Source organism: Oceanospirillum sp. (assembly GCF_048265165.1).
Lineage (GTDB): Bacteria > Pseudomonadota > Gammaproteobacteria > Pseudomonadales > Halomonadaceae > Oceanospirillum.
In genome coordinates this window covers 33,890-60,122 of record NZ_JBLXCD010000005.1, presented here as the reverse complement: position 1 = coordinate 60,122, position 26,233 = coordinate 33,890, and the positions used below count along the sequence as shown (strand labels likewise).

The window sequence follows — 26,233 nt, the reverse complement described above, 5'->3', positions numbered from 1 at the left end:
CCTAGTCGGCACTGATGCAGCCCGTTATAATGCTCACAATAATGATACCGATGACCGAACTGGTTTGATGACTTAATCGAGGCAACTATGGAACCCCTATTTGTACCTGACAGTGATCAGGTTCAGCGCTGGCTAAATGAAGGTCCAACCACTAACTATATTTGTGAGCATTGCGATGGTTTACATCTGACCGATCTGCAGCAGCTGGATGGTGTTCTGGATAGCCGAATTTTTGTTGAGTCGGATCATCTGGTACTGACGACAGAAGTGGAGCTTCGTCCCACTGCTTTGCTACCGTTAACCATTGAGATGGGACGGATCAACACTGCCTTTCCACACCTGAAGGTATTTGTGGAGGTCTCAGACGACGCGCTACCCAAGTTGATAATGATGGATACCTTACATACTCGCGCTGGTGTTTCTTTCAGCCAGTTCCGTCACTTTCTGCTTAATGTGATGGAGTATACCCGACAGTTGGTGAGTGACTGTCAGAATATGGGTGTGATCACTTATCCTGATGGCCCTGAAGGGGACGAGGGAGAAAATGAAGGTGAGTATTTGCACTGAGTGATCTGCTTTAAACCTATGAGCGAAATTTCGCCTATCTAAAATACCCGATCAGCAAAATCTTGCTGATCGGGTATTTTTTTATCTTATTTATTCCTTTTAAATCAAGATGTTATAGGTTTTTTGCTTTTGGCCCGTGCCTTGCAATCCTTATCGCTGTATAGATTCCTCTTCTTCGGAATCAGGCAAGACAAAAATAAAAAAGATAAGGAATACATAACAATGAAACATTTGATGCAAGGTACAGTTTTGAAAAGTTCTATTTTTAAAAGCACGTTTGTTAAAACCACTGCGATGGCCGCGGCACTGACCGCTTCTGCTTTTGCGTCCGGCGTTCAGGCGCAGGACAGTAAGTCATATATCTTTGCGACAGCAACGACTGGTGGCACCTACTATCCTGTTGGTGTTGCTGTCAGCACCCTGACTAAGGTGAAACTGGAACCTACTCACAAGATCTCCCTGTCGGCTATCAGCTCTGCCGGTTCCGGTGAAAATGTTAAGTTATTGCGTGAAAATCAGGCGCAGTTTGCCATTCTGATGGGTCTGTATGGCAGTTGGGCAAAAAATGGTGAAGGTCCTCTGACGAATGCGGGGCCTCAAGAATACCTGCGTTCGGTAACCATGTTGTGGCCTCAGGTTGAACATTTTCTGGTTACCAAAGATAAAGTAAAAACCGGCACTTTGGATGATCTGCAGAACTTGCAGGGTGCGAGCTTTTCTATCGGTAAGCGTAACTCAGGCACAGAAGGTGCCAACCGGTATATCTTCGGTCAACTGGGTATCAACCCGGACGAGATGTTTGATCTGGCATTCCTGGGGTATGGCGCTTCTGCGGATGCATTCAGCAACCGTAAAATTGAGGGTATGAACACCTCGGGCGGTATGCCGGTTTCAGCCGTGACCCGTGCAATGGCGGATACCAATACAGAGGTTTCTCTGCTGGGTGTGACGGAAGATCAGTTAGCCAAGGTAAATGCCAAATTCCCGCTTTGGGTACCGTACACCATTCCTGCAAATACCTATCCGAATCAATCTCAGCCTGTTCAGTCGATGGCTCAGTCTAACTTCCTGGCGGTGCGCGATGACGTGAGTGAAGAGGATGTTTATCAGCTGACAAAAGCGATTTATGAAAACCTAGGTTTCCTGAAAAATATCCATAAAGCCACATCTGAAATGTCACTGGAAACGGCGATCAACGGCCTTCCGGTTCCACTGCACCCTGGTGCTCTGCGTTACTACCGTGAACAGGGCGTAAAGATTCCGGGCGCGTTGCTTTAACTTTTTTAGGGCAAGGCCTATCTGAATACTTAGCAGGGTGTCACTGCACCGTTGCCTGAGCAACGCCGGCCCCCGTAGCTCACACGGATGCCGGCATGGCATCACTCGGGTACGGGCAGTCTTGCTTAATTAGGGCCTTGCCCTTTTTTGTTTTCTTTACGTCTCGCTGGTTGCCTGTCATTTTTTCAGGTGACCAGCTGCTTTTGCGCAAATCTGCGTTTTAAAAGGACCCTCTTATGAATCAACAGTCATTAAGTCATAGGGCTGACCGGGAGCCTCAGGATACGCCGACACCTGAAGAGCTGGATGCTCATCTGTCCTCCGACCCGGAATCAGCGGTTCCTGAGCCGGAAACCCAGGGTTGGTTTGGCAAGTTCACGTTTGTTTTCTGTATTTTTGTCGCGTTAAGCCATATCTACTTCAACACTTTGGGTAATATGTCTGAGCTGTGGTTATCGGCCATGCACTTCGGCATGTTTGGTTTCCTCTGTGCGCTGCTTTACCGGACAGGTAAGGATAAAACCGGTGTAACCAAAACCTTCCATTGGGGCATTAACATTCTGCTGGGGGGCTTAAGCCTTGTCGTTGTGGCTTATCTGATGCTGGGAGAATCGGCTCTTTACGCCCGTGGCGTTACCTTTATTAGCACGGATTGGCTGGCTGCCACAGTAGCGGTGATCCTTGTGGTTGAGTTTGCCCGCCGTACCAGTGGCTGGGTTATTCCCGTTATGATTCTGATTGCACTTTCCTATGTAGCATGGTGGGGAAAGTACCTGACTGGTGTGTTCCATTTTCCGGGATTGACCGCTGAAACCCTGCTATTTCGCAGCTATTTTTCTAATGAAGGTATGTTTGGTTCCATTGCACGGATCAGCTCAACGTATGTTTATATGTTTATCCTGTTTGGGGCTTTTCTGGTGCGCTCCGGTGCCGGAGAATTTATTATTGAGCTGGCCCGCTGTGTTGCCGGCCGTATGATTGGTGGGCCAGGTCTTGTTGCTGTTGTGGGTTCATCGCTGATGGGCTCAATCTCAGGTTCTGCCGTGGCTAACACCGTTTCCACCGGTGTGATCACCATTCCTATGATGAAGCGGGCCGGTTTCCGTCCGGTGTATGCCGGTGGTATCGAGGCAGCGGCTTCAACCGGTGGTCAGTTGATGCCGCCGGTGATGGGGGCAGGTGCCTTTATTATGGCGTCTTATACGCAGGTTCCGTATCTGGAGATTATTACGCTGGCCTTTCTTCCGGCGATGATCTATTTCCTGTCGGTGGCTTTCTTTGTGCGGATCGAAGCCAAGCGCCTGAATATTCAGGTTGTGGAAGAGGAAACGCCACGGGCCCGAGATATTCTGAAGCGTGGCTGGCACTCTCTGGTGCCTATTGGGGTACTGATCGCGCTACTGATTTATGGCTTTACACCAACCTATGCGGCAGGCTTCAGTATTCTGAGTGTGGTGATCGCTTCCTGGTTGTCGCCTAAACCTATGGGCCTGCGTGATATCGCCGGGTCCATGGTGCAGGGTACCTACAATATGATCCCAACAGCTGTTCTGCTGATTGCGGTGGGGCTGGTTATCAATGTGGTTACCACGACCGGTGTCGGTAATACCTTCTCTCTGATGATCAGTCAGTGGAGTGGCGGTAGTCTGCTGATCAGTTTGGTACTGATTGCTCTGGCCTCTCTGATTGTGGGTATGGGGCTTCCGGTGACGGCGTCTTATATTGTACTGGGTACGCTCTCTGCTCCGGCGCTTTACAGCCTGATGAATGAGTCCCATCTGATCGATTATCTGATGAGTGGTCAGGTTGAAGGTATGGCAAGCGCTATGATTACTCTGAGCCTGCCGAGTCTGGCCGAGGCTTTACCTCAGGGGTTAACGCTGGCGCAGGCGCAACAGGTGATCGCAACGTTACCATCCGACTCTCTGGATATGGTGATTGAGCAAGGATTGTCCGCAGAAACACTGACGATCAGTCTGATCTCGGCTCATATGATTATTTTCTGGTTGTCTCAGGATAGTAACGTTACACCTCCGGTTTGTCTGGCAGCTTTTGCGGCAGCAGCTGTTGCTCGGGCGAACCCGATGCGCACAGGTTTTATGGCCTGGCGCTTTGCTAAGGCTCTGTATGTGGTGCCCCTGCTGTTCGCCTATACACCTTTAATTGGTGGAACATTGCCGGAAGTGTTACAGGTCTTTATCTTTGCTTGTCTGGGGATGTACGCATTGGCAGGTTTCTTTGAGAATCATCTTGAAGGGCCACTTCAGCTTTGGCAGAGAATATTACTGGTGCCTGCTGCAGGTCTTATGCTGTGGCCGGATCTGGGACTGGTTGCTCAGCTGGCAGGTTTTGCCATTCTGTTGCTGCTCTTTGTGTTGAGTCGCCGGGCAGAGCCGGTAAACCCTCACCGGGTTGTCAGTGCGGAAGCTGCTTAAATCCAAGAAGCGGCCAATTGAAAAATTGGCCGCTTTTCTTTTTTCTGAAAGGCCGAATATTTTGATATGCTCGGCCTTTATTGCTGTTCTTTCTGAACAGCCTTTTCGATGCTTTATATGTGATTGATTCGGGGCTGACTTTGAATGATCCGGTTGTGTCCGCTGGCCGGACTCGTCTTATATCCTATCCTGCTGCGATTACGTTTTTGGTGGTCTGTTGTTTGCTGCTGACGGCAGGGGTAAGCCATTACTCCTACTACAGCACCCTGGCTCAGCTAGAGCAGGAAAGCCACTTTAAGCTTAATCTATATAAAAAGGTGGTTCTGAGTGAGCTAAAACGCCATGCCTATCTACCACTGATGTTATCGAAGGATGACCAGGTACTGGAGTTCCTGTATGACTCAGAGCTGAAGATGAAAGGCCAGGCGCTGAATGCTCATCTGGAATCTCTCAGCGAAGGAACTGATGCCCTCAACATCTATCTGATGAATACAGATGGCACCACGATTGCTACCAGTAACTGGAAAGAGAAAACCAGTTATCTGGGGGTGAACTATAGTTATCGTCCCTATTTTCTTAATGCACTGGCGGGTCGGCCAAGTATCTTTTTTGCCATCGGTGTGACCACTAAAATTTCCGGCTTGTTTTTGTCACATCCGGTGTATCTGAATGATGAAGTTGCCGGTGTGGTTGTGTTAAAGGTCAGTATGCGGCCTCTGGAAAAGCTCTGGGCGGAGCAGGGGGCGGAGAAAGTATTTCTTACCGATGCCAATGATATTATTTTCAGCAGTACCGAGGCGGACTGGCGTTTTAATGCGCTCTTTAAATTGACACCCGAGCAAAGAGAAAGCCTGAGGGCTGATCGAAAATATCTGGACTATCCCATAAAGTCGTTACCGATCCGTCGCGATCCTGAGGTTCAGGATTATCGCCTGATCCAGATTGTTGAGCGTCCTCGACTGGGTAAACGTTATCTCTGGCTGACGCAGGCGCTGCCCAAGAGCCCTTGGAAACTGCATATCATGGCCAGTGCTTTAGGTGCCCGTGAAGCGGCTATTAACGCTTTTTTTCTGGGGCTGCTGCTCTCCAGCCTAGTGGGGTTACTGGCCTACATGCTAATGAAGCGTAAGCGGGTGGCTGACCGACTGAGAGAGGCCCATGATTTACTGGAGCAACGGGTTGAAGCACGCACAAAGGAGCTTTCCGAAAGTAATCTGCAATTAACCCATGAGATTAAACAGCGGCAAAAGGCTCATGAGGCCCTGCGTCGTGCTCAGGATGATCTGATTCAAAGCAGTAAGCTGGCGGCGCTGGGACAGATGTCAGCGGGTATCACCCATGAGCTCAATCAGCCCTTGTCGGCAATTCAGACTTTTGCCCGAAATGGTGAAAAACTGGTGGCACGGGAGCGCTATGCTGCCGCTGGAGAAAACTTCAGCCGTATTTTTGCCCTCACCAGCCGAATGGGCGAGATCATCAATCACCTGAAAACTTTTGCCCGTAAGAGCCAGAAGCGCAGGGAGGAGGTTCATCTACAGCAGTGTGTTGAGAACGCCCTGCTGCTGGTCGATCACATGAGTCAGAGAGATCAGGTCGAGATCGGTCTGGTGGTGGAGGGTGATCCGCAACTGATTGTCGCCGGCGATCCTGTGCGGCTGGAGCAGGTATTCGTTAACCTGCTCAGTAACGGTATTCAAGCGCTGCACAGCACCGATAACCCTGATAAACGCATAGTGATCCGCCTGAGAGCGGTGCAAGGCAGTGCGGAGGTTATCATTCATGATAATGGGCCTGGCTTTGACGATCAGGTACTGGAGTCGATTTTTGACCCTTTCTTTACCACTAAAGAGGTCGGTGAAGGGATGGGGCTAGGGCTCTCTATTGTCTATGGCATCCTGATGGAGCATAACGGCGAGATTGATGCCCGTAATAATCAGGGGGCCGAGATACGTGTCTGCCTGCCTCTTTTTCAACCCCGGAACCAGAAAGGGCATCCGGCCACAGAAGGGAATGACCTGTGATGTTTGATACCAGATCTCAACCAAACAACGTTCAGTCGGAACTGACGGTGCTCTTTGTTGATGATGAAGAGAACATGCGCCTGTCAGCAGAGCAATGCCTCCAGCTGGAAGATTTTCAGGTCGTTACCTGCTCTGATGCTAAGCAGGCTCTGGCACATCTGGAACCGGGTTATCCGGGTATTCTGGTGACGGATATCCGTATGCCTGGCATGACGGGCATCGACCTAATGGAGCAGGCCCTGGCTTTAGACCCTGAAATGCCGGTGATTCTGCTTACCGGTCATGGCGATATTGATATGGCTGTCAGCGCCATGCACAAAGGAGCCTATGACTTTCAGCAGAAGCCGTTTGACCCGGATCACTTTATCCGCATTGTCAGTCATGCTCTGCGACAACGGGCTCTGGTGCTGGACAATCGTCGTTTGAGGCGAAGCATTGAATCGCCAGATCTCCTTGATTCTTTGCTGGTGGGAAAAACTCCCCAGATGCAGGCCCTAAGAGATACAATTCTGGATCTGGCAGACCTGCCGGTAAATGTATTGATTCATGGTGAAACCGGTAGTGGCAAAGAGCAGGTGGCGACCTGTCTGCATCAGCTCAGTCATCGTAAAGCAGCACCCTATGTTGCCCTGAACTGCGCTGCTATGCCTGAGCATCTGTTTGAAAGTGAAGTGTTTGGCTTTGAAAAAGGAGCATTTACCGGTGCGGATCGTCAGCGCATTGGTAAGCTGGAATACGCCAAGGGTGGAACGGTTTTTCTCGACGAGATTGAAACCATGCCCCTTAATCTGCAGGTAAAGCTGCTGCGGGTTTTGCAGGAGATGAAAGTTGAGCGCCTCGGTTCCAATCAGCTGGTGGATCTGGATTTTCGCTTAATCGCGGCCACTAAAGCTGATCTTCAGGCGGCCAGTGAACAAGGTGAGTTTCGGGAAGATCTCTATTTTCGCCTTAATGTGGCTGAGATTCATATTCCTCCTTTGCGGGAGCGACGAGAGGATATTCCGCTGTTATTCACACACTTCATCTATCAGTTGGCTCAGGATTATGACCGAGAGCCTTTCGAGCCGGATCTGAATGACCTTCAGGAACTGATGCAGCACCGTTGGCCCGGTAATGTGCGAGAGCTTAAAAATATCGCCCAGCGTTTTGTCTTCGGCCGACAGGGGCAGAAGATGGCGGTTTCTGAGCTGATGAAAACACCGGCAGCTAAAAGCGGTGTTAGCCTGCAGTGCCAGATGAGAAGTTTTGAGCGAACCCTGTTGGAAAATGCGCTTCGACGCCATAAGGGACAGGTGCAACCTCTGCTGGAGGAGCTTGATCTACCCCGACGTACCTTTAATGAACTGATGAAAAAACACGGCCTGGAAAGGAAGGATTTTTCTGCCTGAATAGAGAGGGGCTTGCCTGAAAAAAGGTGGCCTGTTCGATAATCAGTGAAGAGCGAACAGACCAGAAGCTAGTTTTACCCGGTGTTAACTGGGAGATATCAGGTAATAATCGGTGCAATCTCCGGCTGGGAAGGTGGCTCCATAGGCGTATCCGGTTCCAGCTCTTCATTCCAGGCTTCCACTTGGTACAGAATATCGCTGGTATCTTCTTTAAAACGGGCGATATGGAACAGAGCCTCTCCTTCATGAACTAATGGCAGGTTGACCCGGCCAATCACGATGCCATCACAGGGAGCAATGACTTCTACCTCAAACTCTCCCATCGGATCGGCCACCAGGGCGATAACACTGCCTTTGGTGGTGCGTGCACCCAACGGCAGCAGGGTTCGCAAAATACCGCTAGTCGGCGAGCGCACCCAGATGGAGTTCAGCGCGATGGTGGGTTCCTGTGGCTCCTTTTTGCGGCGAACTTTGCGCATCATGCCCAGCTGGCGCATCACGTTAACGATACCGTTCATACCCGCGCGAATGCAGACCTCATCAAAGCGTAGGGCTTCTCCAGCCTCGTAGAGAATAATAGGGATGCCTTTATCAGCTGCCGCTTTACGAAAGGTGCCCTCTTTGCTCTCGGAGTGCAGAATAACGGGTAAACCAAAGGCACGGGCCATCTCTGTGCAAGTCTTATTGTTGGGATCAAAACGGATCTGGGGCAGATTCGCTCTATGCCGTGCTCCGGTGTGCAGGTCGATGCCATGTGTGGCATGACTAACAACCTGCTCGATAAAGCTATAGGCCATACGCCCGGCCAGAGAGCCTTTAGGTGATCCCGGAAAACTACGGTTCAGGTCACGGCCATCGGGCAGGTAGCGGCTGTGGGCGACAAAGCCGTGGACATTTACGATAGGGATAACAATCAGCGTTCCGGACAGACTGGATAGTTGGCGCAGTTTCAGCAGGCGGCGGATAATTTCAACGCCGTTGATCTCGTCGCCATGAATGGCGGCTGAGATCAGTAACACCGGCCCTGGCTTTTTGCCGTGGATAATCTGTATGGTCAGATTAACATCGGCATTGGTAACCATCGCTGCAACCGGAATTTTCAGTGTGCGGCGTTGGCCCGGTTGTATGGTTTCGCCATTGATTTCAAACGGAGGTGCTTTCATGCATGCAGGTTTCCAATGAAGAGTATTCGGGAGGCCGTTGTCTGCTCGGGGCTGACCTCTTTGAAAAGCAAAAGGCCCAGCCGTTTTGTCGATATCTCAACAGATGCGGTATCTGTCATCTGTTGTATGGGTATTAGCCTTTACCACGGGTTTTAGTGCTGTTAGGTTTGGCGTTCAGTTCGATAAACTCAATAATCAGGCTGGCGACATCTTTTTGTGTTGAGGTTTCGATTCCTTCCAGGCCCGGCGAAGAGTTTACTTCCATGACCAGAGGGCCGCGATTAGAGCGCAACAGGTCAACACCGGCCACATTCAGTCCCATACACTGAGCGGCTTTGACTGCGGTAGCCCGTTCATCCGGCGATAGCTTGGTGAGCTGGGCGGTGCCACCTCTGTGCAAGTTGGAGCGAAATTCGCCCTCAGCGGCAGTACGCTCCATGGCAGCTACAACCTTCTTACCGATGACAAGACAGCGTACATCAGAACCGCCGGCCTCTTTGATAAACTCCTGAACCAGAATGTCAGCTTCCAGCTCGCGGAAAGCATCAATTACACTTTCTGCGGCTTTACGGGTTTCCGCCAGAACAACCCCTTTACCCTGAGTGCCTTCGGTCAGCTTGATCACCAAAGGTGCGCCTCCCACAAGATCGATCAGCTCTTTGGTGTTATCGACACTGTGGGCAAAACCGGTTTTCGGCATACCCACACCTTTGCGGGAGAGCAGCTGCAGAGAGCGCAGTTTGTCCCGGGATCGTCCCAGAGCGATAGACTCTGTCAGGGTGTAAGCACCCATCATTTCAAACTGGCGGATCACCGACAAACCGTACTGGGTCACAGACGCACCGATGCGCGGAATAATGGCATCAAAGCCTTCCAGTTTTTCCCCCTGATACCAGATTGCCGGGGACGATGAGGTAATGTCCATATAGCACTTTAGGGTATCGATAACTTTAACTTCGTGACCGCGATTGATACAGGCCTCCACCAGGCGGCGGGTAGAGTAGAGTTTTCCATTACGGGATAGAATGCCGATTTTCATAGGGCTTCCTTATAAAATTTGAGTACCATTGATCGGGTTGTCAGATAACAGGTGCTGTCGCTTTTAATCGTTAGGGTGCAGTCGTGGTGTTGAGCAGGCATAGGACAGATCTGGATCCACAATAAAACGTCCCCGCAAAGCGGTACGTCCCAGAAGCATGCGATAGGCCATACTTTCGCGGTCGGTCAGTGTTATCTCTGCAATCACGGTTTCATCCCCAATATTCAGTGCCGCTTCAATGACATAACGTTCTTCAGTATGCCCACCCGAATCACTGACCTGGCGACGATCCTTTATCTGTGCCTCCACAATGAGTTCGGGCTGCTGCTCTTTACGTAGCGGATGTAAACCAAAACGAACCCAGTCGCAGCCATCTGCCGCGGTGAAAGGTTCAACAAAAAAAGCATGAATAGCAGATGTGCGGGCACCGGTGTCCACTTTGGCGATAATCTCTTCCACACCCAGAGATGGAATGGATAAGGCTTCACGCCAACCCAGTGTGCGTTTGTGTTTTGGGTTTTCAGTCATAGTTTTCCTTCAATCCGAATATCTTCTTTTAATAGGATTCTAGAAGGTATTCAGGAAAGTGCGTCCAGTAATATTCATAAAAGGGTATAAGGAATTTATTGCAGGGGCGGTGCAAAAAAGATGCGGCATTTTATGTCTGTGGAGTCCGGCGTCAACAAAAAAATCACCAAAAGCTTAAAAAAGATAAAATCGCTTTTTATAAGATTAAATAAGATGAAAGTGCTGGTAAATGCGGCTATCTTGCAATTTTAGTAAAACTGTTTACAGCCCTTATCTTTCGCATCGTAAAGAGCGTTGCTCACTGAGCAGAGTCGTGGCTTGGATTGTTCAGCCGGAATTATTTCTTCGGGAAATGATGGGCTGAACTATGATATGGGTTGAACTATGCACGGAGCGGTGAATGGGTAAGCCCCCCCTGCTGTGTGTAAATGACCTTTTAGGGAAAAGCGCAAATCTAAGGTTGTGTCTAACTAATTGATAGTGCTAGAATTACGCCCGTTGTTTGGTAGAGCACAAGTGCTTATAAGTCCTTGATTATTCAGGATACCGCCAAACAAAAATTGTGGTGGCCCTGTCGGTCCCCCCGCAACGATACCTCGTGAACCTGGTCAGGTCCGGAAGGAAGCAGCCACAGCGAGCGACTCGTGTGCCGGGGTGTGGCTGGCGGGGCCATCTCCATTTCAGGTCTCTGAAATGTCAGTACTTCCCCTCTTTTACCTACTTATACACATCCACTTTGTTTAAGAGCGGTTGTGGATATCTGTGTGCTTCTGGGTAGCTGTCGGCTGCCTTATCTAACATCTCCCTACATGTTTTAGCCGTTAACGGTCAGCATTTTCAACCCCATTAATCCCTTCAACAATCACCCGAAACAGTTTAAATCCCACCGGGATAAGCTCGTCCGGAAAATCATAATCCGGGTTGTGCAGCTGCGGGCTGGTGTCTCCTGCGCCGAGAGCGAACATGGCGCCTTCGGCAACGTCGGTGAAGATGCCAAAATCCTCTGACCATCTGAAACCTTTATCCGGTGTGACCAGTGGTGTGTTTGTAATGTCGCAGGCGTTTTTGACTATCTGATAACCGCGTTCACTGTTGACGCTGGCGCGGAAAACATCATCCCACTCCAGTGAAAAGCTGAGTTTATGGTGTTCCGCCTGATGCTGAACCAGAGTGGTGGCCTGTTCGATCAGTTGATTCATCGCTTCGTTGGTGGAGGTGCGTAGTGTTGCCATCACGGTGGCTTCGCCAGGGGCTGTGCCGAAGGCGATCTCCCCGAGGTGGGCGTAAACCACGGTGACCAGATTAAAGCCCGTCATCTGTCCTTTTTCTTGCTGTTGGGGCAGCTGATTCAGTTGCTGAATGATATTGCTCATGGCCAGTGCGGGGCTGATGCCATCTTCCGGATGGGCTGCGTGGGAGGTTTTGCCCTTCAGGCGAATAATCATGCCCCTGGATGCGCAGTTAAAGGCTCCGGGTTTGCAGTAAACCGTGCCCAAGGGCTTACCGGGCAGGTTGTGCAGGGCAAAGCAGTAATCTGGTTTCAGTTGCTGGAACTGGCTGTCGCGAACCATATTGACAGCTCCGGCACCGGTTTCTTCTGCAGGTTGAAACAGGCAGATAACCTGTCCCAGTTGTGGGCGGTTTTCTGCCAGATAGCTGCCAAGGGCGGTGATGATCGCCATGTGGCCATCATGGCCACACTTATGGGAAACACCATCACATACCGAACGGTAGGGCAGGTCGTTAATCTCCTGAATGGGCAGGGCATCCAGTTCGCAGCGAATCAGGGTTGTGGGGCCGGATGCTTGGCCATTGAAACAGAAGGCTAGCCCGTTACCACCGATACCCTCCAGCACTTCATCGGGTTTAAAGCTGAGAAAGATGGTTTTGATACGTTGCGCGGTTGCTGTTTCCTGATCGGAGAGTTCCGGGTGCTGGTGCAGGGTGTGGCGAAATTGAATCAGATTCTGATCGGTCAGCATGGAAAACTCCTCAGGCAATTTTAGTTCAGTGACTGCTTAAGAAAAGAAGTCACCTTATCCAGAATAAGATCCGGATTTTCTCTGTGGGGGACATGGTGTATTCCCGGCAGCAGCTCCAGTTGAACGTCTGCTTTAACGCCGTTTGCGATATGTTCAGGTTGTGCCGCAGAGCCATATTCGTCCAGTTCCCCATGCAGCACCAAGGTGGGACAGGTAACATTTGCCAGAGCGCTATCGAGAGTCCAGTGATCAAAGGTGGGTGAAAGCCAGCTGTTGATCCAGGAGTCCAGTACCCAACGGGTACGTTCGCCATGGTAACGGGCTAACCGATCCAGCTGCTTTTGATCCTGGAACAACGCCTCAGCATCACGAATGCCATCACGGGTCAGCTCTTCGACAAAAGCCTGGGCTGATTCGGTAATCAGCGCTTCACAGCGCTGGGGGTGTTGTGCGGCGGTATAGACCGCCATACAGCCACCCACACTATGACCGAAAGCGATAAAGCGCTCTAGCTGGAAGTAATCACAAATCAGTGGAATAAAGCGCTCCGCTTCCAGAGCGATAAAGTTGATATCAATTGATTCTGTTACCGGGTCTGACAGACCGAAGCCAAGGCGATCATAGGCGATAACGTCACGGCCGCTTGCTTCAGCCAGGCGTTGAGGAAAATCCCGCCAGAGTTCCACGGAACCCAGTGAATCGTGGAACAGCAGAAATGGGGCTGCCCTGGGCGTAGACATAGTGGATGTTTGCTGAGGTCCAGTAGGTGTCCAGCGTTTGGCAAACAGTTGCCCGAAGGGTGTGGCAAGGTAAAAGCTTTCGCCTTGTGTTGTTTGACCGGGCAAGGAAGGCTGAGGTGTATTCTGTGTCGCTGAGGTCATATCCGGTATCCTGTTGTTCTTGTTTTTTATGGTCATGATATATCCATGTATCATGCCAATAAATCAACCGGATTGCTGCGTTTGTGTGTCTGTTTGGATAGACCTGTCGGTCACGGTTGTATGGGAAAAACGGATCACTCAGGCGCTTAGGGGGTGACCGGCCTTGGCCGCCTTTTTATTTTCGTACATATGGCGATCGGCAATATTCAGCAGCTCTTCTATCGTACGGGGTTTCTTCCTGCGGAAAATGGCGTAACCAATACTTAATGAAGGTTCTAAAACACGGTCGCCCAATTCAAGGGGATGTTTGGCCAGGTGTGCTCTGATGCGTTCAATATGTTGGACAACCTCTGACTCATGGCGGACTGATGCCAGAATAATCAGAAACTCATCACCGCCGATGCGTGCCACCACATCCTGTTTGCGAACGGCACCCCGCAGGTGCCGGGCGATATGCTGCAATAGGAGGTCCCCGGTGTGGTGGCCCAGGCTATCGTTAATGACTTTAAAGTTATTTAGGTCGATATTAAGCAGGGTGAAATCTGTGGACGCCTTTTCTGAGGTATGCTTTTCAAGGTATGAGATGACAAATCGTCGGTTTGGTAGCCGTGTCAGTTCATCCTGTAGCGAAGCATTATGGGAAATACGGTAAGCCCTGACCAGTGCCAGCAGGGAGATATAAAGCAGTGAAAAGCCTCCTAAACCCAAGAGGTACACCAGGCTCAAATCCGGTGATAAATGTGTAAACCGGGCTGCTAATATCCATTCTGTGTTAGGCAGATGAATCGGTAACACCAGATCCGCCTGGTTGAAAACCTCAGCCTCACCGAAGAAGGTAACAGGCTCCGGGCTTTTCGGATAAGGTCTTTGTATCGCGACACTGGCGTTATTCAAAGTATAAATGCCTGTATCTGCCAGGAGTTTTCCATAGTCCAGAACGACACTGACACTCCCCCAGTAGTCACTATTTAGCGGATAATCCCGAAAAATGGGAAAGCGGGCGATTACCGCCTGCCCACCCTGAACCAGCTCCAGGGGGCCATCCAGATAAACACTACCCAAGGATTTAGCCTTCAGAACAGATGCATATTGTCTGGGGTTGGTTCGGAAATCAAAACCGAGGGCCTTTTCATTTCCCTCGAGAGGATATACATAGCGCATGATGTTGTCTGGAGCTGCACCTATGTTGCGTACATAAGGTGTTTGTTGCAGCAGTTTTTTGGCGATCTGGTCCCAACGTTGGAGTGCAAAATCAGGGTCGATTGTGATGACCGTGGCCAGACTCTCTGCTTTATAAATGTGCTCAAAAATTTTCGCTTCCAGCTTGGCACGCACCAGAGCAACTTCCCGGCGAAGCCCCTCTTCCTGCTCAGACTTCAGGTATTCGCTGCGGTTATCGGCAAAGCTTAGCAATAAAAAAACGGCGCAGGCCCAGTAGAGTAATGAGGCCAACACAGTTGAGTGTTTATGGTGGATAAAGCCTGATGTGATCATAAAACTATTATTGAGCCCTGCTGGCAGATAAGTAAAGCAATATTCTGGTGACATGTAGTTTTTGTGATGTAGGGCCGGTACATTAAAATGTACCGGGTGGCAGGGTGTTCTGCAGAAAAGGCCTTGCTCAATCAGGCCGTCGTCGATGGATTGTCATAACATTAGAGAGGAAAATTATGCCCGCGCGAGCATTAATTTGACTGCGGAATGAATGCTCTGATGTTTTTTGGTTCAACCTAGCAGCCACGTCAGGTTTTTGAAAATCTGATCCGCTATATCGAACAGGGGAAGATAAGACCTCAGATTGTTAAGGTCTACTCTCTTGATAAATTACATCAGGCACAGAAGGATTTTATCAGCAAAAAATGGGCCGGTAAGCTGGTAATCCGTTGCCATGATTAGCGTTTGAGGACAGACTCGATAGCTTCTGTTACAGCCTGACATTGACTATCATTCATCGCATCGGCATGGGGGGTATTAAAGTCACCGGCGTCGTTATCAAAGTAGAGTCCCGAAGCCTTGTTGAAGCGCTCTGAAAGAGCTGCTTCAACCAGAATGTCAGCCCCCACCGAGAGACTTTTACCTTCAATACCAAACCCTTCTTTGACCATTTTTGAGGCCAAAAGAGAGCCTGGGTTAACCGCAATAAAGAGTGGCTGCCCGCTGGGAAACCGCTTGGCCATCACCCGATTCCACATAGTGAGTGCCAGTTTGCTTTGGGCGTAGGCGCTCATATCGTCTGTCAGTACCTCCCGGCCTTCTAGGGCGGGAATGCTGACCGGAGCCTGAGCTGCTGATGAGAGATTGATAACCCGGCCTGATGGCGGCAGAAGCGGCAGCAGCAGTTGGGTCAGATGGTAGGGGGCCAGGGTGTTTACGGCAAAACGCAGGTCGAGTCCATCGGTGGTTCTTGGCTGGTTTGTTTTCAGTACACCGGCGTTATTGATCAGCACATCCAGCGTTTTGTGATCCCGGGTCACCGCTTCGGCTAACTTTTCTACCTGATCCTGCTCTGAGAGGTCAGCCCGGTAGGTCTCGATCTTTAGGTTATCAGCCAGTGCCATCAACTGCTGTTGTGCCGAATTCAATTTTTCAGCACTGCGTCCGTGCAGCAAGAGTGTATGACCCTCTAGAGCCAGTGCCTTTGCGGTTTCCAGTCCGATGCCATCGGTGGCACCGGTAATAAGAATGCACTTTTTCATTATTGCTTACCTTTGCTGGCTGTTAGCGGTTAAATCTAGTACCGATTGAATCAGATAGAGGTTGTTGAGAATAGCCTTTCTCTGCAATCTTACCTGTTTCATCAAAACCTGTGTTTCATCAACTGTATGTGTCTCTTCGGTTATGGTGATCTTCGCTGTTTTAGGTTCTGTTTTCAGTAAAGTATGATTCTGAATTTTCCTTGGTCAAAGAAAAACAATACAATCAAAGAAATACATTCAAAAAATTATTGAAAATATGCAGACAGAAGATCTACAGGTTATTTTGAAAGTCGCTCGATTGGGTAGTATTACTGCTGCGGCAGCAAACCTGGATATGCATATCGCAACAGCCAGTGCTGCAGTTAAACGGGTGGAAAAAATCTTAGGCACTGAGCTGTTTATCCGCTCGACCCGTCAGTTAAGGGTATCCGCTGCCGGTGAGCGTTTTCTGCCCCAGTGTGAACAGGCTTTGCAGCTTCTGGAACAGGCCCGCTCCAATATTATTCGGGACAATGAGGCGATAACCGGCGAGGTGCGCCTGGCCGTATCTTCTGATCTGGGGCGAAATAGAGTGTTGCCCTGGCTGGATGAGTTTATTGAACAGCACCCCGAGGTAAAGCTCAGAATTAATATTAGTGATAGCACTATTGATTTTTATCGGGATGAGATCGATATGGCGCTGCGGTATGGTGCTCCAAAGGACTCCGGTATGTCCGGGTTTAAAATCTGTGATGTTCCCGGCGTGCTTTGTGCCTCTGAGAGTTATCTGCAGCAATTTGGTGAGCCTGAACAGCCTGCAGACCTTGCGGATCACAACGGCCTTTTTTATCAGCTGGGGGATATTCTGCATGATGTTTGGGCTTTTACCGATAGGGCCGGTCATACTCAAAAAATCAGGCTCACCGGTAATCGTGCTTCCAATGATGGTGACCTTGTACGGCGTTGGTGTGTGCAGGGTAAAGGGGTAGCGGTTAAATCCTGTCTTGATGTATCTGAAGATCTGCTGACGGGGCGGCTTAAATCACTTTTGCCTGGCTATCAGCCAAGGCAGTCAGAGCTATGGTTAGTCTGCCCCAGCAGGAGCGCTATAACGCCTGTAATGAGGGTGTTGCGCGACCATATACGGCATCAATGCCATCATATTCTTCTGGCTCTGCGGCAGCATGGCGCTCTTCACGGATCATAGAATAAGTGACCGTCCGGGCAACACTGAGCCTGCGGATATTAGGCTCGGTGCTGCGCTTTATTGATGGGCCCTGTCTGCGAGCAGCTAGGAGAGTAGCTTCTTGATCTCATCGCTGCTGGCTACTTTACCCTCGATGACCAGATTGTCATCGATAGCCAATGCGGGTGTACGCATAATGCCTGCATCGATAATCTCTACAGTATCCGTCACTTTTTCGATCTCATACTCAATGCCTTCTGAGGTGGCTGCCTGTTCCGCATGGGCTGTCAGCTGCTTACATTTTGCGCATCCGCTACCGTAAATCGTAAATTTCATCGGTTGTTCCTCTTATTGGATGAAAGGTTTTCCGTTGTTGATTACATAGAGATCTGGGGTTCGTCCGGAAAGACGTGAGTGAGTCAAATGATGTCTGCGACTCACCAGAAATTGCCGTATATAAAGCCGCTGATGGTTGCCATAACGACCACAAGCAGGCAGTAAACCAGAGTTTTCTCCGTACCCAGGATCGTTCTGATCACCAGCATATTCGGCAGTGACAAGGCCGGGCCTGCCAGTAATAGTGCCAGAGCAGGCCCCTTGCCCATTCCGGCTCCCATCAGGGCATCAACAATCGGAACTTCCGTTAAGGTTGAGAAGTACATAAGGGCACCCAGTACAGATGCGATAACGGTTGATAGCAGGCTATTGTCACCGACAGAGGCGGCAACCCAGGCCGATGGAATAATCCCCTCATGACCCGGGCGACCCAAGGCAAATCCCGCTACAAATACCCCAGCCAGGAGCAAAGGAATAATCTGTTTGGCAAAGTCCCAGCTTTGGTCCGCCCAGTCTTTGTCCTGCTCCCGGGAGCTGGCAATGATCATAAGGCCGGCAATCCCCAGCGCGAAGGGAAGCTCAGGTACTCCCGGAATCAGGATGGTGGAGAGTGCAATAATGCCGGTCAACACCAGAAGTGGCAGCACGGGCCACTGCCATAAAATACTAAGCACGGCGACTAATGCGGCGGACAGAAAAGCGGTAATTTGCCATTTCCATTCATAGATGGCGATCCAGGCGGAGCTATCTGCCTGTGCCCAATTGGCAAAGACCAAGATACCAACCATCAGGGCGAAAAAAACAGCAATAACCCCGATAGGTTTTTCATCGGCGGAGGCTTCAAATCCCCGGGTGTTTTTTTGTGAACGCTCCGTCTCCTCTTTACGGTAGATCAGGTGCATGAGCGTACCTATAACCAGAGCAAAGAGAATAGCACCAATAGCGCGGGCAATTCCGATTTCAGCACCCAGCACCTTAGCGGTTACCACAACGGCCATAATATTGATTGCGGGGCCGGAGTAGAGAAAAGCGATAGCCGCACCAAGCCCGGCCCCCCTTTTGTAGATACCGCCAAACAAGGGGAGTACGGTGCAGGAGCATACGGCCAGTAAGACTCCGGATACAGAGGCCACACTAAAGGCGAGAGGTTTGGGTGCGCTGGGGCCTAAATAGCGCATAACGCCACCCTGACTGATATAAGCCGACAGCGCGCCGGCGATCAGAAAGGCAGGAAGCAGACAGAGAATAACATGCTCTTTCGCGTACCAGTTCGTCAGCCTAACCGCTTCCAGCACAGCGTTATCAAAACGCTCTGTCCCCGCTGGCATAAAGTAAATACCAAGGAAACCTGCCAAGACGATAAAAAGCAGATTCCCTTCCCGAGGATTGGCCCGGTAGCTTTCAATGAATTGTTTATACAGCACAGCTTATCCCTCATAACGAACAGTGTTTCTTATAATAGAAGACGCAGGCGGAACAAAAAGGATGCACTTTTTATCGGACTTTTTTATCTAGGAATATGCTCACAGACTTTTCCTGATGCATCTTTCCGCTATGGCGGTGTTCTTATCGGTTTGGTACACGGGGTCGTTGCCCTCTAAGCTTGGTTTTTCTCAGGCGGTTGCATCACAGTGTTTGGGCAGCTTAATGGATATCAGGGTTGCGAATATCAGAAACAGTGCCGAGATCCAAAGACAGGCTTCAAGCCCGCTGAGCCCCAGGCCTGCTGACTGGAAGGCCCAGCCTGATAAAAGGGTGCCAATCAGTCGTCCCATAGCGTTGGACATATAGTAAAAGCCAACGTCCAGGGATACGCCATCACTACCGGCATACCGAATAATCAGATAGCTGTGCAGGGAAGAGTTAACCGCAAAAGCGGCCCCGAAAATCAAAAGCCCACCGACGATCGCCAAGGTTGGATCCATGCCCAGCATCAGGCTGATAGCAATCAGTACCGGTATCAGGGTCAGGGCTCCGGCCCAGAGGGTTGCCCCTTTTCCATCCGGGGTTTTTCCCGATGCCTTACCGGTAATACGGGGAGCCAGCGCCTGAACGACCCCGTATCCTATGACCCAGAGTGCCATAAAGCCACCGGTCAGACTGTGATTCCAGCCCAGCGACTGGTAGAGAAAGACAGGTAAAGCCACCACAAACCAAACATCCCTAGCACCAAAGAGGAACATTCGGGCTGCGGAGAGCCGGTTGATGGCAGGGCTTTTTGAAAAAATATCCCGAAATCTGGGTTTTCCTTTGGCTTTACCCAGGTCTTTTTTCAGCAGAGCAAGGCTGCTCAGCCAGACGAGGCTAAGGGCGATTGTCATGGATAGCACAGCGCCTTCAAAGCCTAACCACGCCAGTAGGAGGCCGCCAATAAAAAAGCCAACACCTTTAAGGGCATTTTTAGACCCGGTCAGAATAGCGACCCATTTATAGAGGGTTCCCTGGGCATCAGCGGGAACCAAAAGCTTAATTGAACTTTTGGCACTCATTTTATTCAGATCTTTGGCAATGCCTGATAGCGCCTGGGCGGCCATAACCCAGCTGACGGTTAGCCAGTGGGCAGGAACCAGCAGCATCGCCAGAGCAATAATCTGCAGTCCCAGGCCTACATTCATGGTACGGTTCAGGCCCAGGTGAGCCCCAAGCCAGCCCCCCACCAGATTGGTTATCACACCAAAGATCTCATAGAACAAAAACAGTAGTGCGACTTCCAGTGGGGAATATCCCAGACCATGGAAATGCAATACCACGAGCATACGCAATGCGCCATCGGTCAGTGTAAACGCCCAATAGTTACCGGTGACGACCAGGTATTGGCGAATAGCAGGGGATAGCTGGCTTAACATTCAGGAGCGTCCTACTTTGACCGCCAGTTCCGCGGTGCGGTTGGCGTAACCCCATTCATTGTCATACCAGGCGTAGATTTTTACCTGGGTTTCATTAACAACCATGGTGGATAGAGCATCAATAATGGCTGAGCGGGGGTCGGTTTTGTAATCCACAGATACTAAGGGACGTTCTTCGTAGCCAAGAATATCCTTTAGTTCACCTTCGGATGCTGCTTTTAGCAGGCGGTTCACCTCTTCAGCCGTCGTCGCCTTCTCTACCTCAAAGACACAGTCGGTGATGGAGGCATTGGCGAGGGGAACCCGTATGGCATGGCCGTTCAGTTTACCCTTAAGTTCAGGGAAGATATGGGTGATCGCAGTTGCGGAGCCTGTTGTGGTAGGAATCAGGCTGGAGCCACAAGCCCGTGCCCGTCGCAGATCCTTGTGGGGAGCATCCAGAATGGTTTGGGTATTGGTAATATCGTGAATGGTTGTTATCGAGCCGTGCCGGATAGCTAGCTTTTCATGAATGACCTTAACCACAGGTGCCAGACAGTTTGTTGTGCAGGAGGCGGCGGTGACTATGGCATGTTCCGCAGGGTTGTAGAGGTGATCATTAACACCCATAACAATGTTGAGCACACCCTCTTCTTTGACCGGTGCGGTTACCACAACACGTTTAACCCCCTGGTCCAAATAGGCCTGGAGCAGTGCCTTGGTCTTCATCTTGCCGGAAGCCTCAATAACCAGGTCGCAGTCAGACCAGTCAGTATCGGCAATCGCCCTGTTGTGTGTCGTGGTAATACACTGACCGCTTATGGTGATCTGGTCGCCCTGTGACTGAGCCTCATGGTGCCAGCGACCATGCACAGAATCAAAATTCATCAGGTGAGCCAGGGTGCTGGCGTCACCGGCAGGGTCATTGATCCGGGTAATACAGATCTCGGGCTGGTCAAATAAAGCCCGCATGGTCAGTCGTCCCATGCGACCAAAGCCATTGATTCCTATCTTGATAGTCATGGTTTTCTCCGAGTTCGAGCAAAAGTAACTGAGCTAGTTGTACTGAGTTAATGGCACTCTGTTTCTGAGGGCGATGTTCAATCGCTTCAAGGGTTAAACCAGTGTCGCGTTCTGTTTGCAAAAGCAACTAAGGACAGCATCACCGGGACTTCCACCAGTACACCAACGACGGTTGCCAGGGCGGCTCCTGAATGCAGGCCAAATAGCGATATAGCCACGGCGACAGCCAGTTCAAAGAAGTTTGATGTACCTATCATGCAGGCGGGAGCGGCAATATTGTGTGGCAGGCGCATCCAGTAGGCGGCTGCGTAGGCAATAGCGAAGATCCCGTAGGTCTGAATCAGAAGAGGTATGGCAATCAGGCCTATGGTCATGGGCTGATTAATAATGGTTTCTGCCTGAAAACCAAATAGTAGTATCACGGTGGCAAGCAGCCCAAGAATGGACCAGGGTTTCATGCCTTGCAGAAAACGATCCAGTTTTTGGCCGTTATTTTTGCGATTCAGGGCATGCCGCGTCCAAACACCGGCAACCAAGGGGAGCAGAACGTAGAGCGCCACTGAGATCAGCAGCGTTTCCCAGGGAACCTGTATATCGCTGATACCCAGCAGAAAAGCGGTCAAAGGCGCAAAGGCAAAAATCATAATGATATCGTTCAGAGAAACCTGAACCAGGGTGTAGTTCGCATCCCCTTTGGTCAGTTGACTCCAGACGAAAACCATTGCGGTGCAGGGCGCTACACCCAGAAGAATCATTCCTGCGATGTACTCAGAGGCGCTTTGCGGATCAACCCAGTCAGCAAAAATAACCCGAAAAAACAGACTGCCAAGCAGCGCCATACTGAACGGTTTGACTAACCAGTTAATCAATAGCGTCAGCAAAAGTCCTTTGGGCTTTTTCCCAACATCCTTAATAGAGGAGAAATCGATCTGGACCATCATGGGATAGATCATCACCCAGATGAACAGAGCGACGACAAGGTTAACATGTGCGTATTCTAATGCAGCGATGGCACTGAAGGCTTCTGGGGAAAAATTACCCAGTAAAACACCCGCTAAAATACAGAGTGCCACCCAAAGGGTTAAATAACGTTCAAAAATACCCATTGGACTTCCTGTCTGTTGTTTGCTTGTTGTGGTTAAGAGGTACGGAGAAAGCTCACGTCATTGGGGGGATCATCATCAGCATCATCTGGCAGAGGGAGCCCGCTGGGATTGAAGATACGGGTTTTAGCACCAAAAGCCTGAAGGATCCGTGCGGCTTCCTCGGCCACCAGCCTACTGAAAGAGCGTGTTCTTACGGAGCCGTAAAGTAATAAGATTTTAGGAGGGTGAGTCGCTTCAGAACGGGCGAAGCTTTCTGTCCCGATATGTTTGAACTGCACCGGGCTGATATTGGGCATATCGCTAAACGGCTTACTCATGATTTTCTCCTGAATGACAGGCATTGCCACCTAAAGAGGGGCGGGCAGACATCTCTTTTAGTCGGGCTTCAGGGGTTTCCAGCAGCTTTTGGGAGTGCTGTCGCGTGTTTTCCAGGATCTCTTTCATCCAGTCATTCAGCAGAGGATGAATTTTATAGAACACCCACTGTCCCTGGCGTCGATCCATCAGTAATCCGGATTTACGTAGCTGGCTCAGATGGCGGGAAATTTTAGGCTGAGACTGATCAAGCGCTTCCATTAATTCGCAAACACATAACTCTTTTTCCTGCTGAATCAGCAAAAGGCTCAGCAGGCGGGTTTCATCAGCCAGGGATTTAAAAAAATCGATGGCGGTGACCGGCCTGATACTGGATTCCACGTCTTTCTTATTTACCAGTACAAAGAGGCGGATTCGCTCGCTCAATTCCTGCAGAGTGATGGCAAAGGCCTTAGGGTTATCGTTTTCTTTAGGGTCTGGAAAATCCCAGGACATAATGACCCCTTTTCCCGGCCAGTTTTGACATTCCGCATGGGCCTTGTCGCAAAGACTGATGACAAAATCAAATTCCAGATGACTGAGGCTATCAACAGACTTTGATTCGATAGAGGTTGTTTTCAGGTCAAATTCTTCCATGGCCTGAAGGGTTCTGGGGTCTACTTGGGTAGGGTGGGTTCCGGCGCTGAAAACTTCAAACTGATCCCCTGCAAAGTGACGAAGCAGGGCTTCCGCCATCTGAGATCGGGCTGAGTTAGCGGTACAAACAAATAAAACACGTTTCATAGAGTATGGTCTCGATGAGTTTTAAATAATCATATATATGGATATCCATATATGCAATATTTTGTTTGTCGTAATCGCTTCTTTATAAGCGCTTTCCGGAGAGCAGACTTTCTCAGGAACAGCAACTCATAGCTTGAGTCTTGGTTGAATAAAGTCGAGAAATGCGCTGATGCGGGCGGCAATAGCACTATTTTGATAATAAACCGCCTGTACCACCTCTCTGCGGTTTGGTGATACCAGTTGCTCTGTCATCAGGGCGATCAGGCTGCCCTCGGCGATATCATCCTGAACCATAAAGTTTGATAGCAGTGCTATTCCCAGCCCTTTCAAACATAAATTGCGTACGACTTCGCCATTACTTGAACTGATAGTCGGCTCTATTTTCATGGGGTTGCTGAATGGCCAGATGTTCAGATGGGGCGCATCAGCGAAACCGATCAGGTCATGTTGTTGGAGTGCTTCTTGGGTTTGTGGAACTCCACGGCGCTGCAGATAGTCCGGGCTGGCCACAAGATGGAGTTTTCCTCGCCCCAGTAGACGGGCATGCAGATTTGAATCATCCAGATCCCCAATACGGATGGCGATGTCCGTTCGTCGCTCGATCAGGTCAATAATGGTTTCGTTAGCGACCAGCTCTAACCTTATATCCGGATAGCAGTTTCTGAATTCTTCCATTAACGGAGCCAGTTGATGCAGGATAAAAGGAGACGCGCCATCAACTCTCAGTCGTCCTCCTGGTGTGTCTTTTGCTTGTTTGAGGCTTTCTTCAGCAACCGCCAGCTGCTGTAAGCCACTGCGAACCTGATCCAGAAAAAACAGCCCCTCATCTGTGAACTGAAGTTTGCGTGTTGTCCGGTTAATCAGAGTGACTTTAAGTTCTTTCTCAAGCCGACTGATAGAGCGGGATACTCTTGCAACCTGAATATCCATCTGTCTGGCAGCTGCTGAGAAACCACCGCAGTCAGCAACGGTGAGTAAAATTTCAAGATCTTGAGTTCGGCTGATCAGAGACATACTCGGTGGCCTTATTAATATTGAGTTAATTATTGCGTTTATTGATAAAGTAATTTGTTATTTATGCTGTTTTTGCAAATTTTAGCTTTAGGCATACTGCGCGGCAAATCAAATCTGAAGTGCAAACCCTTCAGGTACGCTTTGCTAATTTTGGAGAACTGCTATGCCTATTGCTCTTTTTGCACTCACCCTGAGTGCATTCGCTATCGGAACAACGGAGTTTGTTATTGTTGGTCTTGTACCAACTATTGCTCAGGATCTGAGTGTTTCTTTACCTTCTGCGGGACTGCTGGTCAGTCTCTATGCGCTGGGTGTTGCGGTTGGCGCACCTGTATTGACTGCATTGACCGGGCGCTGGAAGCGTAAGACGGTTCTGTTGACCATTATGGCGCTCTTTGTGCTGGGTAATCTTCTGGCCTGGGTTGCTCCGGGTTACGAGTCATTAGTCACTGCCCGTATTCTGACGGGGCTTGCCCACGGTGTCTTTTTCTCCATTGGCTCCACGATTGCCACGGGACTGGTCAGTAAAGAGAAAGAAGCCAGTGCGATTGCCATTATGTTTACCGGCCTGACCGTTGCACTAGTGACCGGTGTACCTTTGGGCACCTGGATCGGTCAAAACTTTGGTTGGAGGGCGACCTTTATGGTGGTTGCTGCACTGGGACTGATCGCTCTGATCGGTAGTGCGCTTCTGGTGCCGAAGAATCTGAAACAATCAGCACCGGCCAAAATCAGTCAACAGCTGAAAGTCTTGACTCAGCCCCGTTTGCTGCTGGTCTACGGTATGACGGCGGTGGGCTATGGCGGTACTTTCGTTGCCTTTACCTTTCTGGCTCCGATTTTGGAACAGGTCTCCGGTTTTGAATCCAGCTCTATCGGTTTGATTATGCTGGTGTACGGTGTGTCTGTCGCGATAGGTAATATCTGGGGTGGCCGCCTGGCGGATCGTATGGGGCCGATTAAAGCGCTGCATATTATCTTCACTGCGCTGGCGTTAGTGATGCTGGCCTTCACCTTTACTGCGGCTAATCCTGTTTCTTCGGTGTTAACGGTATTGATCTGGGGTGCGTTTGCCTTCGGTAATGTTCCGGGCTTGCAGGTCTATGTGGTTCAGCTGGCGGAGAAGTACACCCCGGAAGCGGTGGATGTTGCCTCGGGCCTGAATATCGCAGCTTTCAACGTTGGTATCGCTCTGGGCTCTCTTTTGGGTGGCGTGATTATCGAAAGTATGACCTTGCTCGATCTGCCCTGGATCGGTGCTCTTATTGTGGTCGTAGCACTTGGGCTGACCCGTCTGTCCGGTTTTCTGGATCAACGCGATCAATGTGGTCAGCTAGTCACAAAGGAGGTGCTCTGATGCTTTATCTGCTAGCTCACCTGCAGGTGACTTCCGGCCATAAGCACCAGGTGCTTGAGTCGTTGGATCGGTTGCGTACTGAAACCCTGAAAGAACCTGGTTGCATTCAGTACGAACTACTTCAGGATCTGCCGATAGAACTGGAAGGGCGGAATGCGTTGTCAGACAACCTGATATTGATCTCAGAGATCTGGCGTAGTGAAACTGACCTGCATCGCCACCTTGAAAAGGAATATATGCATGTATTTCAGGAGCAAGCCACTGAATGGATCACAGAGATCCGTTTAAATACCCTGAGCAGAGCTTGTATAACTCCTATAGCCTGATTTTG

Annotated in this window: 23 protein-coding genes, 1 other RNA gene and 1 pseudogene; 10 read left to right on the top strand and 15 right to left on the bottom strand. The window is 50.2% G+C overall.

The features are described 5' to 3' along the window. Window positions 1-87: 87 nt before the first annotated feature. The 5 genes from ACN0R8_RS11045 to ACN0R8_RS11025 all read left to right on the top strand — a co-directional run bounded on the left by ACN0R8_RS11045 (window position 88) and on the right by ACN0R8_RS11025 (window position 7,689). On the top strand, window positions 88-567 hold the full coding sequence (locus ACN0R8_RS11045; protein ID WP_417597371.1) for a YbjN domain-containing protein: 480 nt from the start codon (window positions 88-90) through the stop codon (window positions 565-567). Window positions 568-816: 249 nt separating this feature from the next. Next, window positions 817-1,845: a TAXI family TRAP transporter solute-binding subunit gene (locus ACN0R8_RS11040; protein ID WP_417597369.1), complete on the top strand. Its 1,029-nt coding sequence runs from the start codon at window positions 817-819 to the stop codon at window positions 1,843-1,845. A 236-nt stretch (window positions 1,846-2,081) separates the two neighbouring features. Beyond that, on the top strand, window positions 2,082-4,280 hold the full coding sequence (locus ACN0R8_RS11035) for a TRAP transporter permease (protein ID WP_417597367.1): 2,199 nt from the start codon (window positions 2,082-2,084) through the stop codon (window positions 4,278-4,280). Window positions 4,281-4,420: 140 nt separating this feature from the next. Next, window positions 4,421-6,301: a sensor histidine kinase gene (locus ACN0R8_RS11030; RefSeq protein WP_417597365.1), complete on the top strand. Its 1,881-nt coding sequence runs from the start codon at window positions 4,421-4,423 to the stop codon at window positions 6,299-6,301. After that, window positions 6,301-7,689, top strand: a complete 1,389-nt coding sequence (locus ACN0R8_RS11025) for a sigma-54-dependent transcriptional regulator (RefSeq protein ID WP_417597363.1) — start codon at window positions 6,301-6,303, stop codon at window positions 7,687-7,689. The genes ACN0R8_RS11030 and ACN0R8_RS11025 overlap by 1 nt, the downstream gene beginning before the upstream one ends. Window positions 7,690-7,787: 98 nt before the next feature. Here ACN0R8_RS11025 and ACN0R8_RS11020 read toward each other — a convergent pair whose 3' ends face one another. From ACN0R8_RS11020 to ACN0R8_RS11010, 3 genes are all read right to left on the bottom strand, one after another. Then, entirely contained in the window at window positions 7,788-8,852 is a 1,065-nt protein-coding gene (locus ACN0R8_RS11020) for a succinylglutamate desuccinylase/aspartoacylase family protein (RefSeq protein ID WP_417597361.1), read from the bottom strand. A gap of 133 nt (window positions 8,853-8,985) precedes the next feature. Beyond that, window positions 8,986-9,891 (bottom strand): 30S ribosomal protein S6--L-glutamate ligase, encoded by a 906-nt coding sequence (gene rimK / locus ACN0R8_RS11015; RefSeq protein WP_417597359.1) that lies wholly within the window; start codon window positions 9,889-9,891, stop codon window positions 8,986-8,988. Window positions 9,892-9,954: 63 nt separating this feature from the next. Further along, window positions 9,955-10,419: an ATP-dependent zinc protease gene (locus ACN0R8_RS11010; protein WP_417597357.1), complete on the bottom strand. Its 465-nt coding sequence runs from the start codon at window positions 10,417-10,419 to the stop codon at window positions 9,955-9,957. 572 nt (window positions 10,420-10,991) lie between these two features. Here ACN0R8_RS11010 and ffs point away from each other — a divergent pair. Further along, window positions 10,992-11,088, top strand: an RNA gene (gene ffs, locus ACN0R8_RS11005) — signal recognition particle sRNA small type. Window positions 11,089-11,240: 152 nt separating this feature from the next. Here ffs and ACN0R8_RS11000 read toward each other — a convergent pair. The 3 genes from ACN0R8_RS11000 to ACN0R8_RS10990 form a co-directional block, all read right to left on the bottom strand. Next, window positions 11,241-12,401, bottom strand: a complete 1,161-nt coding sequence (locus tag ACN0R8_RS11000; RefSeq protein WP_417597355.1) for an amidohydrolase — start codon at window positions 12,399-12,401, stop codon at window positions 11,241-11,243. Window positions 12,402-12,421: 20 nt separating this feature from the next. Continuing rightward, window positions 12,422-13,282, bottom strand: coding sequence for an alpha/beta fold hydrolase (locus ACN0R8_RS10995; RefSeq protein WP_417597353.1), 861 nt, complete (start codon window positions 13,280-13,282; stop codon window positions 12,422-12,424). Window positions 13,283-13,420: 138 nt separating this feature from the next. Then, a complete protein-coding gene (locus tag ACN0R8_RS10990) occupies window positions 13,421-14,776 on the bottom strand; it encodes a diguanylate cyclase (RefSeq protein WP_417597351.1) in 1,356 nt (451 codons plus the stop codon). A gap of 258 nt (window positions 14,777-15,034) precedes the next feature. Here ACN0R8_RS10990 and ACN0R8_RS10985 point away from each other — a divergent pair. Next, a pseudogene (locus tag ACN0R8_RS10985) lies at window positions 15,035-15,178 on the top strand (zinc-binding dehydrogenase); the annotation flags it as partial. Here the strand turns inward: ACN0R8_RS10985 and ACN0R8_RS10980 are convergent. Further along, a complete protein-coding gene (locus ACN0R8_RS10980; RefSeq protein ID WP_417597349.1) occupies window positions 15,175-15,978 on the bottom strand; it encodes an SDR family NAD(P)-dependent oxidoreductase in 804 nt (267 codons plus the stop codon). The pseudogene ACN0R8_RS10985 and the gene ACN0R8_RS10980 sit on opposite strands and share 4 nt — an antisense overlap. Before the next feature lie 256 nt (window positions 15,979-16,234). Here ACN0R8_RS10980 and ACN0R8_RS10975 point away from each other — a divergent pair, with 256 nt between their 5' ends. Next, window positions 16,235-17,164: a LysR family transcriptional regulator gene (locus ACN0R8_RS10975; RefSeq protein ID WP_417597347.1), complete on the top strand. Its 930-nt coding sequence runs from the start codon at window positions 16,235-16,237 to the stop codon at window positions 17,162-17,164. 84 nt (window positions 17,165-17,248) lie between these two features. Here ACN0R8_RS10975 and ACN0R8_RS10970 read toward each other — a convergent pair whose 3' ends face one another. From ACN0R8_RS10970 to ACN0R8_RS10935, 8 genes are all read right to left on the bottom strand, one after another. Further along, on the bottom strand, window positions 17,249-17,479 hold the full coding sequence (locus ACN0R8_RS10970; protein ID WP_417597345.1) for a thioredoxin family protein: 231 nt from the start codon (window positions 17,477-17,479) through the stop codon (window positions 17,249-17,251). A 101-nt stretch (window positions 17,480-17,580) separates the two neighbouring features. Next, a complete protein-coding gene (locus ACN0R8_RS10965; protein WP_417597343.1) occupies window positions 17,581-18,903 on the bottom strand; it encodes a permease in 1,323 nt (440 codons plus the stop codon). Window positions 18,904-19,092: 189 nt separating this feature from the next. Further along, complete coding sequence (gene arsJ / locus ACN0R8_RS10960; RefSeq protein WP_417597341.1) at window positions 19,093-20,325, bottom strand: organoarsenical effux MFS transporter ArsJ; 1,233 nt, start codon at window positions 20,323-20,325, stop codon at window positions 19,093-19,095. After that, window positions 20,326-21,327 (bottom strand): ArsJ-associated glyceraldehyde-3-phosphate dehydrogenase, encoded by a 1,002-nt coding sequence (locus ACN0R8_RS10955; RefSeq protein WP_417597339.1) that lies wholly within the window; start codon window positions 21,325-21,327, stop codon window positions 20,326-20,328. An 86-nt stretch (window positions 21,328-21,413) separates the two neighbouring features. Beyond that, complete coding sequence (arsB, locus tag ACN0R8_RS10950; protein WP_417597337.1) at window positions 21,414-22,433, bottom strand: ACR3 family arsenite efflux transporter; 1,020 nt, start codon at window positions 22,431-22,433, stop codon at window positions 21,414-21,416. Between the two features lie 32 nt (window positions 22,434-22,465). Beyond that, window positions 22,466-22,750 (bottom strand): NADPH-dependent FMN reductase, encoded by a 285-nt coding sequence (locus tag ACN0R8_RS10945; protein ID WP_417597335.1) that lies wholly within the window; start codon window positions 22,748-22,750, stop codon window positions 22,466-22,468. Continuing rightward, window positions 22,743-23,531, bottom strand: a complete 789-nt coding sequence (locus ACN0R8_RS10940) for a metalloregulator ArsR/SmtB family transcription factor (protein ID WP_417597333.1) — start codon at window positions 23,529-23,531, stop codon at window positions 22,743-22,745. The genes ACN0R8_RS10945 and ACN0R8_RS10940 overlap by 8 nt, the downstream gene beginning before the upstream one ends. A gap of 126 nt (window positions 23,532-23,657) precedes the next feature. Further along, the gene (locus ACN0R8_RS10935) at window positions 23,658-24,539 is read right to left on the bottom strand and encodes a LysR family transcriptional regulator (RefSeq protein WP_417597684.1); all 882 of its coding nucleotides are present in this window, start codon (window positions 24,537-24,539) and stop codon (window positions 23,658-23,660) included. A 169-nt stretch (window positions 24,540-24,708) separates the two neighbouring features. Between ACN0R8_RS10935 and ACN0R8_RS10930 the strand changes: the two genes are divergently transcribed. Further along, window positions 24,709-25,902 carry an MFS transporter gene (locus tag ACN0R8_RS10930; RefSeq protein ID WP_417597331.1) on the top strand — a complete coding sequence of 398 codons (1,194 nt, stop codon included), beginning with the start codon at window positions 24,709-24,711 and terminating at the stop codon, window positions 25,900-25,902. Beyond that, window positions 25,902-26,228 (top strand): putative quinol monooxygenase, encoded by a 327-nt coding sequence (locus ACN0R8_RS10925; RefSeq protein ID WP_417597329.1) that lies wholly within the window; start codon window positions 25,902-25,904, stop codon window positions 26,226-26,228. Before ACN0R8_RS10930 ends, ACN0R8_RS10925 begins: the two co-directional genes overlap by 1 nt. The last annotated feature ends 5 nt before the right edge of the window (window positions 26,229-26,233 follow it).

What these genes read in the sequence shown, in the direction of transcription:
- ACN0R8_RS11045 (WP_417597371.1), top strand. Translation starts at nt 88, where the DNA reads ATGGAACCCCTATTTGTACCTGACAGTGATCAGGTTCAGCGCTGGCTA.
- ACN0R8_RS11035 (WP_417597367.1), top strand. Translation starts at nt 2,082, where the DNA reads ATGAATCAACAGTCATTAAGTCATAGGGCTGACCGGGAGCCTCAGGAT.
- ACN0R8_RS11025 (WP_417597363.1), top strand. Translation starts at nt 6,301, where the DNA reads ATGTTTGATACCAGATCTCAACCAAACAACGTTCAGTCGGAACTGACG.
- ACN0R8_RS11020 (WP_417597361.1), bottom strand. Translation starts at nt 8,852, where the DNA reads ATGAAAGCACCTCCGTTTGAAATCAATGGCGAAACCATACAACCGGGC.
- rimK (WP_417597359.1), bottom strand. Translation starts at nt 9,891, where the DNA reads ATGAAAATCGGCATTCTATCCCGTAATGGAAAACTCTACTCTACCCGC.
- ACN0R8_RS11010 (WP_417597357.1), bottom strand. Translation starts at nt 10,419, where the DNA reads ATGACTGAAAACCCAAAACACAAACGCACACTGGGTTGGCGTGAAGCC.
- ACN0R8_RS11000 (WP_417597355.1), bottom strand. Translation starts at nt 12,401, where the DNA reads ATGCTGACCGATCAGAATCTGATTCAATTTCGCCACACCCTGCACCAG.
- ACN0R8_RS10995 (WP_417597353.1), bottom strand. Translation starts at nt 13,282, where the DNA reads ATGACCTCAGCGACACAGAATACACCTCAGCCTTCCTTGCCCGGTCAA.
- ACN0R8_RS10990 (WP_417597351.1), bottom strand. Translation starts at nt 14,776, where the DNA reads ATGATCACATCAGGCTTTATCCACCATAAACACTCAACTGTGTTGGCC.
- ACN0R8_RS10980 (WP_417597349.1), bottom strand. Translation starts at nt 15,978, where the DNA reads ATGAAAAAGTGCATTCTTATTACCGGTGCCACCGATGGCATCGGACTG.
- ACN0R8_RS10975 (WP_417597347.1), top strand. Translation starts at nt 16,235, where the DNA reads ATGCAGACAGAAGATCTACAGGTTATTTTGAAAGTCGCTCGATTGGGT.
- ACN0R8_RS10970 (WP_417597345.1), bottom strand. Translation starts at nt 17,479, where the DNA reads ATGAAATTTACGATTTACGGTAGCGGATGCGCAAAATGTAAGCAGCTG.
- arsJ (WP_417597341.1), bottom strand. Translation starts at nt 20,325, where the DNA reads ATGTTAAGCCAGCTATCCCCTGCTATTCGCCAATACCTGGTCGTCACC.
- ACN0R8_RS10955 (WP_417597339.1), bottom strand. Translation starts at nt 21,327, where the DNA reads ATGACTATCAAGATAGGAATCAATGGCTTTGGTCGCATGGGACGACTG.
- arsB (WP_417597337.1), bottom strand. Translation starts at nt 22,433, where the DNA reads ATGGGTATTTTTGAACGTTATTTAACCCTTTGGGTGGCACTCTGTATT.
- ACN0R8_RS10945 (WP_417597335.1), bottom strand. Translation starts at nt 22,750, where the DNA reads ATGAGTAAGCCGTTTAGCGATATGCCCAATATCAGCCCGGTGCAGTTC.
- ACN0R8_RS10940 (WP_417597333.1), bottom strand. Translation starts at nt 23,531, where the DNA reads ATGAAACGTGTTTTATTTGTTTGTACCGCTAACTCAGCCCGATCTCAG.
- ACN0R8_RS10930 (WP_417597331.1), top strand. Translation starts at nt 24,709, where the DNA reads ATGCCTATTGCTCTTTTTGCACTCACCCTGAGTGCATTCGCTATCGGA.
- ACN0R8_RS10925 (WP_417597329.1), top strand. Translation starts at nt 25,902, where the DNA reads ATGCTTTATCTGCTAGCTCACCTGCAGGTGACTTCCGGCCATAAGCAC.